The 12,954-nt window shown below is 52.5% G+C and carries 4 protein-coding genes, 3 tRNA genes and 4 rRNA genes; 10 read left to right on the forward strand and 1 reads right to left on the reverse strand.

Going from position 1 to position 12,954, the window contains the following annotated elements; all coding sequences use genetic code 11:
- The first annotated feature begins 29 nt into the window (after positions 1–29).
- The 3 genes from KUF54_RS13545 to KUF54_RS13555 are packed head-to-tail and all read left to right on the forward strand — an operon-like array spanning position 30 to position 2,778.
- Positions 30–896, forward strand: coding sequence for a CheR family methyltransferase (locus KUF54_RS13545; RefSeq protein ID WP_219343318.1), 867 nt, complete (start codon positions 30–32; stop codon positions 894–896).
- A gap of 24 nt (positions 897–920) precedes the next feature.
- Positions 921–1,655, forward strand: a complete 735-nt coding sequence (gene cheD / locus KUF54_RS13550; protein WP_219343319.1) for a chemoreceptor glutamine deamidase CheD — start codon at positions 921–923, stop codon at positions 1,653–1,655.
- A gap of 13 nt (positions 1,656–1,668) precedes the next feature.
- Positions 1,669–2,778, forward strand: a complete 1,110-nt coding sequence (locus KUF54_RS13555; RefSeq protein WP_219343320.1) for a chemotaxis response regulator protein-glutamate methylesterase — start codon at positions 1,669–1,671, stop codon at positions 2,776–2,778.
- Positions 2,779–2,913: 135 nt separating this feature from the next.
- On the opposite strand, the gene KUF54_RS13560 is transcribed toward KUF54_RS13555, so the two are convergent.
- Positions 2,914–4,809 carry an ATP-binding cassette domain-containing protein gene (locus tag KUF54_RS13560; protein WP_219343321.1) on the reverse strand — a complete coding sequence of 632 codons (1,896 nt, stop codon included), beginning with the start codon at positions 4,807–4,809 and terminating at the stop codon, positions 2,914–2,916.
- A 470-nt stretch (positions 4,810–5,279) separates the two neighbouring features.
- Between KUF54_RS13560 and KUF54_RS13565 the strand changes: the two genes are divergently transcribed.
- The 7 genes from KUF54_RS13565 (at position 5,280) to KUF54_RS13595 (ending at position 12,764) form a co-directional block, all read left to right on the forward strand.
- Positions 5,280–6,812 (forward strand): 16S ribosomal RNA (locus tag KUF54_RS13565).
- 103 nt (positions 6,813–6,915) lie between these two features.
- Positions 6,916–6,992: transfer RNA gene (locus KUF54_RS13570), tRNA-Ile, on the forward strand.
- Positions 6,993–7,032: 40 nt separating this feature from the next.
- Positions 7,033–7,108, forward strand: a tRNA-Ala gene (locus KUF54_RS13575).
- A gap of 416 nt (positions 7,109–7,524) precedes the next feature.
- Positions 7,525–10,404, forward strand: a 23S ribosomal RNA gene (locus KUF54_RS13580).
- 182 nt (positions 10,405–10,586) lie between these two features.
- Positions 10,587–10,699, forward strand: a 5S ribosomal RNA gene (gene rrf, locus KUF54_RS13585).
- 352 nt (positions 10,700–11,051) lie between these two features.
- Positions 11,052–12,584: ribosomal RNA gene (locus KUF54_RS13590) — 16S ribosomal RNA — on the forward strand.
- Together the 16S, 23S and 5S rRNA genes with 3 tRNA genes alongside form the textbook arrangement of a ribosomal RNA operon.
- Before the next feature lie 103 nt (positions 12,585–12,687).
- A tRNA-Ile gene (locus KUF54_RS13595) sits at positions 12,688–12,764 on the forward strand.
- The last annotated feature ends 190 nt before the right edge of the window (positions 12,765–12,954 follow it).

Here is a 12,954-nt window from a genome sequence, read left to right on the forward strand (position 1 = left end):
CCGCTTCATCTCACAAAGCTCCTGCCCACATGGCGCAGGATGACGATGCGTCGACAGACCATTTGTCTGGCCCGCTGGCGCAAGGCCGCGAGTTTGTCTGGTCTAACCGTGACTTTTCTCGCGTCCAAGCCTTGATCTACCAATATGCCGGCATCAGCTTGCATGATGGCAAGCACGCCATGGTCTACAGCCGCCTGTCTCGCCGTCTGCGTGACACGGGGCATGAGAGCTTTGCCAGCTATCTGGATTGGTTGGAGTCGATCAAAGATGGGCCAGAGTGTCAGGAGTTCGTCAACGCGCTCACCACTAATTTGACGGCCTTCTTTCGTGAGCAGCACCACTTTGAAATCCTGTCTCAGTACCTGCGCACCAAAAAGCCGGGTGGCAATGGCTGGAAGGTGTGGTGCAGCGCGGCATCGACGGGAGAAGAGCCTTATTCCATTTTGATGACAGCGATGGAAAGTCTGGGCGCGTCGGGCAACTTTCATCTCACGGCCAGTGATATTGATTCCCGCGTGCTGGAGACGGCATCGAATGGCGTTTACAAGGGCGAGAGCGTCAAGGGCATGAGCACCGAGCGTTTGCACCGCTTCTTTTTGCGTGGGCGCTCAGGCAATTCGGGCATGGTTCGCGTCAAGCCTGAACTGCGCAAGATGGTGGACTTCATCAACGTCAACCTGATTGCCGGTGACTGGCCGTTTCGGGAGACCTTTGATGTGGTCTTCTGCCGCAATGTGATGATTTATTTTGATGCGCCAACCCAGCGGCGCGTGCTGGAGCGTATTCATCAGGTGCTGAAGCCCGGCGGGCTGCTGTTTGTGGGGCATGCCGAGAACTTCAGCGATGCGCGTGATCTGTTCGCTCTCAAGGGTAAGACCGTTTATGAGCGTCAATGAGTCTGAAGGGCAGGGTCGCAAGTCATGATGAATCAGAGCTCTCCGCTGGGAAGACCCGCTGCTGGCGCTGTTGGCCGGCATTTGCGCGCTCCGGCTTATATGGGGCAGCCCTATATGGGCTCGCCAGCGGCTGCGCCGGTGTCATCGCTGGAGCAGCTCAAGCGCCAGTCGCGTCGGGCGGGTGAGGCCTCGTTTTTTTACTACGACCCACACTTTCAACTCAACTCGGCCAAAGTGCTGCCGGGTGAGTATTTCGTCTCACGCGACGAGATGGCTATTGTTACTGTGCTGGGGTCTTGCATTGCAGCTTGCCTGTGGGATCGCGCCATGGGCATTGGCGGCATGAATCACTTTATGCTGCCCGAGGGTGACTCTAATGATGTCTCGGGCCGTTATGGTTCGTACGCGATGGAGCTGCTCATTAACGAGATGTTAAAAATGGGGGCGCGGCGTGAGTCCATGCAGGCCAAGATTTTTGGCGGTGCGCAGGTTATGGCCAACTTCACGACCATGAATGTGGGCGAGCGAAATACCGATTTTGTGACCGAATATCTGCAGACGGAGCGCATCCCCATCGTCTCTGAAGACGTGCTGGATATTTACCCGCGTAAAGTGGTCTTTTTCCCATCGACTGGCAAGGCCATGGTCAAGCGACTGGCCCATGCCCATCCTGAGGCACTAGTGCAGCAGGAAGTCACCCGCGGCAGCGCAGCCGTCGTTGCGCGCAATACGTCCGGTGGTTCGGTGGATCTGTTTTGAGGAAGGTTGAGCTTTGCTAAAGCCAAAAATCCGGGTAGTCGTGGTGGATGATTCTGCGTTGGTGCGCAGTTTGTTGGCTGAGATCATCAATCGTCAGCACGATATGGAATGCATTGGCTCTGCCAATGATCCCCTGATCGCACGAGAAATGATCCGCGACCTGAACCCCGACGTCATCACGCTGGATGTGGAAATGCCACGAATGGATGGCATTGATTTCTTGGGGCGCCTGATGCGCCTGCGTCCTATGCCGGTGGTGATGATCTCCACGTTGACTGAGCGTGGTGCGGATGTCACCATGCGCGCGTTGGAGTTGGGCGCCATTGATTTTGTGGCCAAGCCCCGTGTTGGCGTGGCCAACGGCTTGCAGGAGCTTGCCACGCAGATTGTGGAAAAAATCCGGGTGGCAGCGGTGGCTCAAGTACATCGCTTGCCGGTTGTGCCTCATGGCGTTGCGGCTGGGGCAGGATCTAAGCCTGTCGCCCCTCGTGCACCTGTTGCGCCTACGCTGCTGGGGCGTGTCTCCACAGAGAAAATCATTGCCATTGGGGCGTCTACAGGCGGTACCGAAGCCATTCGTGAAGTGCTGACCCGTTTGCCTGCAGATTGCCCGGCCATCGTGATCACCCAGCACATGCCGCCGGGCTTTACCACCAGCTTTGCCGCGCGGCTCAATAGCCTGTGTCAGATGACGGTGAAAGAAGCAATACATGGCGAGCGCCTGTTGCCCGGTCATGCCTACATCGCCCCCGGAGGTAAACACTTCTCCATCAGCCGCAGTGGTGCCAACTATGTGGCTGTGGTTGACGATGCCCCGCCGGTGAATCGCCACAAGCCTTCAGTCGAGGTGTTGTTCAAGTCCGTAGCGGCCAATGCGGGGCGCAACGCCTACGGCATCATGCTGACCGGAATGGGCGCCGATGGTGCAAGCGCCATGCGCGAGATGCGTGATGCCGGCAGCTACAACTTGGTGCAAGACGAAGCCACTTGCATCGTCTTTGGCATGCCGCGTGAAGCCATTGCTCAAGGAGGCGCTGATGAGGTGCTGCCTCTGCCAAACATCGCCCAAGCCCTTTTAAATAAGCTGCGTGGTGGCTCCGATCAGGTTCATCACCGAATCTAAAGCTGAATAAAAGAGAGCGCCTTGTCCTTGTCATTCAATAGTCTTTGATACATAAGTAGCCAAAGTCCTTGTTAGACAAGCGCAAGGCGCTCTTTTATTTGTTGCATCTATTCGATGCAACGATGAGTGCAGATCTTATGCAGACAGCGCCGACCAGCGCTCCAGTGCTTCCATCAAGGCTTCATCAATTTCCGCATCACGTTGGTGCATGGCGACGGCCTTGGCGTTGTCGCTAGAGAACAGATTACCGTCAGCCAGCGCTGCCTGAATCTGCTTTTGCTCGTCTTCTAGCGCTGCAATCTGGGCGGGCAAAGTTTCCAGCTCGCGTTGCTCTTTGTAGCTCAGCTTCTTTTTAGGGCTGGCTGTGCTTTCGGCAGTAGCAGCCGCAGGCTTGGCTTCTTCCTTAGGAGGCGTGTTCGGTTGTTTTGCAGCAGCCGCTGCAGCAATAGCCTTGCTGCGGCGCGATTGCTCCATCCAGTCGGTCACACCGCCTTCGTACTCACGCCAGTGACCGGGGCCTTCCCAAGCGATGGTGCTGGTGACTACGTTGTCGAGGAAGGTGCGGTCATGGCTGACCAAGAATACAGTGCCGTCATAGCTTTGCAGCAAGTCTTCCAGCATGTCCAAGGTCTCGATGTCGAGGTCGTTGGTGGGCTCGTCCAGCACCAAAACATTGGCAGGGCGGGCAAACAAACGAGCCAGCAGCAAGCGGTTGCGCTCGCCACCCGACAAAGAACGCACAGGGGAGTGCGCACGCGCTGGCGAGAACAAGAAGTCGCTCAGATAGCTCTTGACGTGCTTTTTTTGGTTGCCAATCTCGATCCACTCGCTACCGGGACTGATGAAGTCTTCCAGCGTCGCATCCAGATCCACTTGGTGGCGCATCTGGTCAAAATAAGCCACTTGCATATTGCCGCCCAGGCGCACATCGCCGCTGTCGGGTGCCAGCTCGCCCAGAATCATCTTCAGCAGCGTTGTCTTGCCAGCGCCATTGGGGCCGAGCAAGCCTACCTTGTCGCCACGCAAAATCGTGCCACTGAACTTTTCAACAATCTTCTTTTCGCCATAGGTCTTGCTGACATCCGTCAGCTCGGCCACGATCTTGCCCTGGTAGCTGTCGCCCTTGCCAGATGCAATATCCATATTTACCGTGCCCTGCACATCCCGGCGAGCGGAGCGGTTCAGGCGCATTTCTTGCAGGCGGGTAATGCGGCTTTGGCTACGCGTGCGGCGGGCTTCCACACCCTTGCGAATCCACACTTCTTCTTGGGCCAACAGCTTGTCGGCCTTGGCGTTGATAACTGCCTCTTGAGCCAATTGCTCTTCTTTTTGCACAACGTATTGTGCGAAGTTGCCGGGGTAAGACAGCAGGTGGCCACGGTCCAGCTCCACAATGCGCGTGGCAATGCGGTCCAAAAAGCTACGGTCGTGGGTGATGGTGATGACGCTTCCCTTAAAAGCAATCAACAAATCTTCCAGCCACTCAATAGAGTCCAAGTCCAAGTGATTGGTAGGTTCGTCCAGCAGCAGCACGTCAGGACGGGCCACCAGTGCCTGAGCCAAAGCCACGCGCTTGCGGGTACCGCCAGACAGGCTGCCCACCAAAGCATTGGGGTCTAAGTGCAGGCGCTGAAGCGTTTCTTCTACGCGCTGCTCCCAGTTCCAAGCGTCATAGGACTCGATCAATGTCTGCAAGACATCCAAATCTTCGCCTTCGCCGCCGGCCAAATAGCGCTCACGCACCGCAATCACAGTCGCTAAGCCGTCAGATGCGGACTCAAACACTGTGTGCTCCGGATTCAAATCCGGCTCTTGGGCTACATAAGTAATGCGAACCCCGTTTTGGACCTGGACCTGACCATCGTCGGCTTTTGCTAGGCCGCCCAAAATTTTGAGCAGCGAAGACTTGCCAGCGCCATTGCGGCCGATCAGACCGACGCGTTCGCCGGTTTCCAGGGAGAAAGTGGCGTGGTCCAAAAGGGCCACGTGCCCGAACGCTAATTGAGCGTCCAACAAAGTAATCAGTGCCATCGTGCGCGCATTATCTATGTACTGCATAGAGACAGAGGCCGCGAGGCCTCTGTCTCTATCGTCTATAAGGGCACCATCAGCAAGGAAGACCCTTTTAAGTCATGAAGCTTTGTCTCAAACTTGGCGAATCTAGGGTTTTACCTATGCTATAGTTCAGTCATTCGCAGCAAACAACTGCCTCGCAAGCTTCAAAAAGTCATTGCGAAGTAAGCAAAAAAGCTGTGCTAAAATATAAGGCTTCGCTGATCACAGCAAGCAACGAAATTCAAGTGGTTTTAAAGCTGTTTGAGTTCTCAGATCCTTAAAAAAATACAGCCGATAAGTGTGGGCGTTTGATGGCAAGCAGCCAGTTCTTCGGAACAAAACTCTTCGGAGTATCAAGCGCTCACGAAAACAGTAATTATGGAAGAATTTATTCTTCTTAATTCCGTCAAGTGAGTGAGCAGTCGAAAGACTTTAAATTCAAGATCGAACTATAGAGTTTGATCCTGGCTCAGATTGAACGCTGGCGGCATGCTTTACACATGCAAGTCGAACGGTAACAGGTCTTCGGATGCTGACGAGTGGCGAACGGGTGAGTAATACATCGGAACGTGCCTAGTAGTGGGGGATAACTACTCGAAAGAGTAGCTAATACCGCATGAGATCTACGGATGAAAGCAGGGGACCTTCGGGCCTTGTGCTACTAGAGCGGCTGATGGCAGATTAGGTAGTTGGTGGGGTAAAGGCTCACCAAGCCTGCGATCTGTAGCTGGTCTGAGAGGACGACCAGCCACACTGGAACTGAGACACGGTCCAGACTCCTACGGGAGGCAGCAGTGGGGAATTTTGGACAATGGGCGAAAGCCTGATCCAGCAATGCCGCGTGCAGGATGAAGGCCTTCGGGTTGTAAACTGCTTTTGTACGGAACGAAAAGCTCTGGGCTAATACCCCGGAGTCATGACGGTACCGTAAGAATAAGCACCGGCTAACTACGTGCCAGCAGCCGCGGTAATACGTAGGGTGCAAGCGTTAATCGGAATTACTGGGCGTAAAGCGTGCGCAGGCGGTTTTGTAAGACAGTGGTGAAATCCCCGGGCTCAACCTGGGAACTGCCATTGTGACTGCAAAGCTAGAGTACGGTAGAGGGGGATGGAATTCCGCGTGTAGCAGTGAAATGCGTAGATATGCGGAGGAACACCGATGGCGAAGGCAATCCCCTGGACCTGTACTGACGCTCATGCACGAAAGCGTGGGGAGCAAACAGGATTAGATACCCTGGTAGTCCACGCCCTAAACGATGTCAACTGGTTGTTGGGTCTTAACTGACTCAGTAACGAAGCTAACGCGTGAAGTTGACCGCCTGGGGAGTACGGCCGCAAGGTTGAAACTCAAAGGAATTGACGGGGACCCGCACAAGCGGTGGATGATGTGGTTTAATTCGATGCAACGCGAAAAACCTTACCCACCTTTGACATGTACGGAAGTTACCAGAGATGGTTTCGTGCTCGAAAGAGAACCGTAACACAGGTGCTGCATGGCTGTCGTCAGCTCGTGTCGTGAGATGTTGGGTTAAGTCCCGCAACGAGCGCAACCCTTGCCATTAGTTGCTACATTTAGTTGAGCACTCTAATGGGACTGCCGGTGACAAACCGGAGGAAGGTGGGGATGACGTCAAGTCCTCATGGCCCTTATAGGTGGGGCTACACACGTCATACAATGGCTGGTACAAAGAGTTGCCAACCCGCGAGGGGGAGCTAATCTCATAAAGCCAGTCGTAGTCCGGATCGCAGTCTGCAACTCGACTGCGTGAAGTCGGAATCGCTAGTAATCGTGGATCAGAATGTCACGGTGAATACGTTCCCGGGTCTTGTACACACCGCCCGTCACACCATGGGAGCGGGTCTCGCCAGAAGTAGGTAGCCTAACCGCAAGGAGGGCGCTTACCACGGCGGGGTTCGTGACTGGGGTGAAGTCGTAACAAGGTAGCCGTATCGGAAGGTGCGGCTGGATCACCTCCTTTCTGGAAAAATGCTGCTTTAAGTTGAACGTCCACACTTATCGGTTGTTGGAACAAGCCAAAACGGGTTTGTATTGAGAAATCGATGCGAGCAAGAAATTGGAATGGGTCTGTAGCTCAGCTGGTTAGAGCACTGTGTTGATAACGCAGGGGTCGTTGGTTCGAGCCCAACTAGACCCACCAGTACTTCGGTACTGAATCCAACATCTGGATTGACAATCCCGGGGGATTAGCTCAGCTGGGAGAGCACCTGCTTTGCAAGCAGGGGGTCGTCGGTTCGATCCCGTCATCCTCCACCAGGTTAAAAATGATAGCGTCCAGTGATGCTATAATCGTGGGCTCAGCAAGTGCTACAAAGCATGGGTTGAGAAGGCGAAAACAGAAATTCAATATAAAAGCAGTCTGAAGCAGACTGCTTTTATATTGATCTTTGATCAATAGGCTGTTCTTTAAAAATTCATAGAGTCGAAATCAGCGTTGCTGGTGGAAAGCATTAACCAAGGTTAATGCACCGTGCCATCAGCAACTTTTTGATTGCGTCAAAACAAATATTTTGCGAAAGCAAAGATATTTAGTAATGACGAATATTCTCAAAGCTGTGTCGAAAGATACAGCCAAAGATATTCACATTACGGCATAACGCGTGAGGTGTAAGACCTCACCAGTCTTTGAAGTTCTAGAGCTTTGTGTTTCGCAAGAGACGTCAAAGTTATAGGGTCAAGTGACTAAGAGCATATGGTGGATGCCTTGGCGATGATAGGCGACGAAAGACGTGATAGCCTGCGATAAGCTTCGGGGAGCTGGCAAATAAGCTTTGATCCGGAGATTTCTGAATGGGGGAACCCACCTAGCAATAGGTATCGCATACTGAATTCATAGGTATGCGAAGCGAACCTGGAGAACTGAAACATCTAAGTACCCAGAGGAAAAGACATCAACCGAGATTCCGATAGTAGTGGCGAGCGAATTCGGAAGAGCCTTGCAGTGATAGTCGACCGGTTAACAAAATGGCATGGAAAGGCCAACCATAGTGGGTGATAGTCCCGTATGTGAAAACCGATCGGTGGTACTAGGCTGCAGACAAGTAGGGCGGGGCACGAGAAACCCTGTCTGAATATAGGGGGACCATCCTCTAAGGCTAAATACTCATCATCGACCGATAGTGAACCAGTACCGTGAGGGAAAGGCGAAAAGAACCCCGGGAGGGGAGTGAAATAGATCCTGAAACCGTATGCTTACAAAAAGTAGGAGCCTCGTAAGGGGTGACTGCGTACCTTTTGTATAATGGGTCAGCGACTTACATTCAGTGGCAAGCTTAACCGAATAGGGGAGGCGCAGAGAAATCGAGTCCGAATAGGGCGAACAGTCGCTGGGTGTAGACCCGAAACCAAGTGATCTATCCATGGCCAGGATGAAGGTGCCGTAACAGGTACTGGAGGTCCGAACCCACTAATGTTGCAAAATTAGGGGATGAGCTGTGGATAGGGGTGAAAGGCTAAACAAACTTGGAAATAGCTGGTTCTCTCCGAAAACTATTTAGGTAGTGCCTCAAGTATTACCGTCGGGGGTAGAGCACTGTTTAGGCTAGGGGGTCATGGCGACTTACCAAACCTATGCAAACTCCGAATACCGACGAGTACAGCTTGGGAGACAGAGCACCGGGTGCTAACGTCCGGACTCAAGAGGGAAACAACCCAGACCGCCAGCTAAGGTCCCTAAAATTGGCTAAGTGGGAAACGAAGTGGGAAGGCTAAAACAGTCAGGATGTTGGCTTAGAAGCAGCCATCATTTAAAGAAAGCGTAATAGCTCACTGATCGAGTCGTCCTGCGCGGAAGATGTAACGGGGCTAAGCCAGTTACCGAAGCTGCGGATGTGCAATTTATTGCACGTGGTAGGAGAGCGTTCTGTAAGCCTGTGAAGGTGTCTGGAGACGGATGCTGGAGGTATCAGAAGTGCGAATGCTGACATGAGTAGCGTTAAAGGGGGTGAAAAGCCCCCTCGCCGTAAGCGCAAGGTTTCCTACGCAACGTTCATCGGCGTAGGGTGAGTCGGCCCCTAAGGCGAGGCAGAGATGCGTAGCTGATGGGAAACAGGTCAATATTCCTGTACCGATCAATAGTGCGATGTGGGGACGGAGAAGGTTAGCTCAGCCAACTGTTGGATATGTTGGTTCAAGCGTGTAGTCGTGCTCTTTAGGCAAATCCGGAGAGCTAAGATGAGGCGTGATAACGAGTGTGCTTGCACACGAAGTGAGTGATACCCTGCTTCCAGGAAAAGCCACTAAGCTTCAGCTATTGACGACCGTACCGCAAACCGACACTGGTGCGCGAGATGAGTATTCTAAGGCGCTTGAGAGAACTCAGGAGAAGGAACTCGGCAAATTAACACCGTAACTTCGGGAGAAGGTGTGCCCTAAGTCAGTGAAGTTGAACAAACGGAGCTAAAAAGGGCTGCAAAAAATTGGTGGCTGCGACTGTTTAATAAAAACACAGCACTCTGCAAACACGAAAGTGGACGTATAGGGTGTGACGCCTGCCCGGTGCTGGAAGATTAAATGATGGGGTGCAAGCTCTTGATTGAAGTCCCAGTAAACGGCGGCCGTAACTATAACGGTCCTAAGGTAGCGAAATTCCTTGTCGGGTAAGTTCCGACCTGCACGAATGGCGTAACGATGGCCACACTGTCTCCTCCTGAGACTCAGCGAAGTTGAAATGTTTGTGATGATGCAATCTCCCCGCGGAAAGACGGAAAGACCCCATGAACCTTTACTGTAGCTTTGTATTGGACTTTGAACGGATCTGTGTAGGATAGGTGGGAGGCTTTGAAGTGTGGTCGCTAGATCACATGGAGCCAACGTTGAAATACCACCCTGGTGCGTTTGAGGTTCTAACCTTGGTCCATTATCTGGATCGGGGACAGTGCATGGTAGGCAGTTTGACTGGGGCGGTCTCCTCCCAAAGCGTAACGGAGGAGTTCGAAGGTACGCTAGTTACGGTCGGACATCGTGACGATAGTGCAATGGCATAAGCGTGCTTAACTGCGAGACTGACAAGTCGAGCAGATGCGAAAGCAGGACATAGTGATCCGGTGGTTCTGTATGGAAGGGCCATCGCTCAACGGATAAAAGGTACTCTGGGGATAACAGGCTGATACCGCCCAAGAGTTCATATCGACGGCGGTGTTTGGCACCTCGATGTCGGCTCATCTCATCCTGGGGCTGTAGTCGGTCCCAAGGGTATGGCTGTTCGCCATTTAAAGAGGTACGTGAGCTGGGTTTAAAACGTCGTGAGACAGTTTGGTCCCTATCTTCCGTGGGCGCTGCAGATTTGAGGAAGCCTGCTCCTAGTACGAGAGGACCGGAGTGGACACACCTCTGGTGTACCTGTTGTCACGCCAGTGGCATCGCAGGGTAGCTAAGTGTGGAAGAGATAACCGCTGAAAGCATCTAAGCGGGAAACTCGTTTCAAGATGAGATCTGCCGGGGCCTTGAGCCCCCTGAAGGGTCGTTGTAGACCACGACGTTGATAGGCTGGGTGTGGAAGCGCAGTAATGCGTTAAGCTAACCAGTACTAATTGCCCGAGAGGCTTGACCCTATAACTTTGGGTTTAGCTCAGAAAATAAAAGACAGAATGAATTGTGAAAACGATCATTCAAGTTATGCCAAATAGGCGCAATCGAATAAGCTGATTAAGACTCTATGAATTCGTTGGATTGAAAGCAATCGATTAAGAAGTTAATCGAGAAAATAAGCGATCGATCTGACAAAAAGTTTATGCCTGATGACCATAGCAAGTTGGTACCACTCCTTCCCATCCCGAACAGGACCGTGAAACGACTTAGCGCCGATGATAGTGCGGGTTCCCGTGTGAAAGTAGGTCATCGTCAGGCTCTTACGCCAAAACGCCTGGCTCACGCCAGGCGTTTTCTTCTCTCTCTTCGCAAGAGGGGTGAGAAGAAAACGCAAAAACGTTTTAAAAGTACTGTGAAAACAGTGCTACAATCTAAGGCTTCGCTGATCACAGTAAGCAACGAAATTCAAGTGGTTTTAAAGCTGTTTGAGTTCTCAGATCCTTAAAAAAATACAGCCGATAAGTGTGGGCGTTTGATGGCAAGCAGCCAGTTCTTCGGAACAAAACTCTTCGGAGTATCAAGCGCTCACGAAAACAGTAATTATGGAAGAATTTATTCTTCTTAATTCCGTCAAGTGAGTGAGCAGTCGAAAGACTTTAAATTCAAGATCGAACTATAGAGTTTGATCCTGGCTCAGATTGAACGCTGGCGGCATGCTTTACACATGCAAGTCGAACGGTAACAGGTCTTCGGATGCTGACGAGTGGCGAACGGGTGAGTAATACATCGGAACGTGCCTAGTAGTGGGGGATAACTACTCGAAAGAGTAGCTAATACCGCATGAGATCTACGGATGAAAGCAGGGGACCTTCGGGCCTTGTGCTACTAGAGCGGCTGATGGCAGATTAGGTAGTTGGTGGGGTAAAGGCTCACCAAGCCTGCGATCTGTAGCTGGTCTGAGAGGACGACCAGCCACACTGGAACTGAGACACGGTCCAGACTCCTACGGGAGGCAGCAGTGGGGAATTTTGGACAATGGGCGAAAGCCTGATCCAGCAATGCCGCGTGCAGGATGAAGGCCTTCGGGTTGTAAACTGCTTTTGTACGGAACGAAAAGCTCTGGGCTAATACCCCGGAGTCATGACGGTACCGTAAGAATAAGCACCGGCTAACTACGTGCCAGCAGCCGCGGTAATACGTAGGGTGCAAGCGTTAATCGGAATTACTGGGCGTAAAGCGTGCGCAGGCGGTTTTGTAAGACAGTGGTGAAATCCCCGGGCTCAACCTGGGAACTGCCATTGTGACTGCAAAGCTAGAGTACGGTAGAGGGGGATGGAATTCCGCGTGTAGCAGTGAAATGCGTAGATATGCGGAGGAACACCGATGGCGAAGGCAATCCCCTGGACCTGTACTGACGCTCATGCACGAAAGCGTGGGGAGCAAACAGGATTAGATACCCTGGTAGTCCACGCCCTAAACGATGTCAACTGGTTGTTGGGTCTTAACTGACTCAGTAACGAAGCTAACGCGTGAAGTTGACCGCCTGGGGAGTACGGCCGCAAGGTTGAAACTCAAAGGAATTGACGGGGACCCGCACAAGCGGTGGATGATGTGGTTTAATTCGATGCAACGCGAAAAACCTTACCCACCTTTGACATGTACGGAAGTTACCAGAGATGGTTTCGTGCTCGAAAGAGAACCGTAACACAGGTGCTGCATGGCTGTCGTCAGCTCGTGTCGTGAGATGTTGGGTTAAGTCCCGCAACGAGCGCAACCCTTGCCATTAGTTGCTACATTTAGTTGAGCACTCTAATGGGACTGCCGGTGACAAACCGGAGGAAGGTGGGGATGACGTCAAGTCCTCATGGCCCTTATAGGTGGGGCTACACACGTCATACAATGGCTGGTACAAAGAGTTGCCAACCCGCGAGGGGGAGCTAATCTCATAAAGCCAGTCGTAGTCCGGATCGCAGTCTGCAACTCGACTGCGTGAAGTCGGAATCGCTAGTAATCGTGGATCAGAATGTCACGGTGAATACGTTCCCGGGTCTTGTACACACCGCCCGTCACACCATGGGAGCGGGTCTCGCCAGAAGTAGGTAGCCTAACCGCAAGGAGGGCGCTTACCACGGCGGGGTTCGTGACTGGGGTGAAGTCGTAACAAGGTAGCCGTATCGGAAGGTGCGGCTGGATCACCTCCTTTCTGGAAAAATGCTGCTTTAAGTTGAACGTCCACACTTATCGGTTGTTGGAACAAGCCAAAACGGGTTTGTATTGAGAAATCGATGCGAGCAAGAAATTGGAATGGGTCTGTAGCTCAGCTGGTTAGAGCACTGTGTTGATAACGCAGGGGTCGTTGGTTCGAGCCCAACTAGACCCACCAGTACTTCGGTACTGAATCCAACATCTGGATTGACAATCCCGGGGATTAGCTCAGCTGGGAGAGCACCTGCTTTGCAAGCAGGGGGTCGTCGGTTCGATCCCGTCATCCTCCACCAGGTTAAAAATGATAGCGTCCAGTGATGCTATAATCGTGGGCTCAGCAAGTGCTACAAAGCATGGGTTGAGAAGGC

This window comes from Comamonas sp. Y33R10-2, from assembly GCF_019355935.1.
Classification (GTDB): Bacteria; Pseudomonadota; Gammaproteobacteria; order Burkholderiales; family Burkholderiaceae_C; genus Comamonas.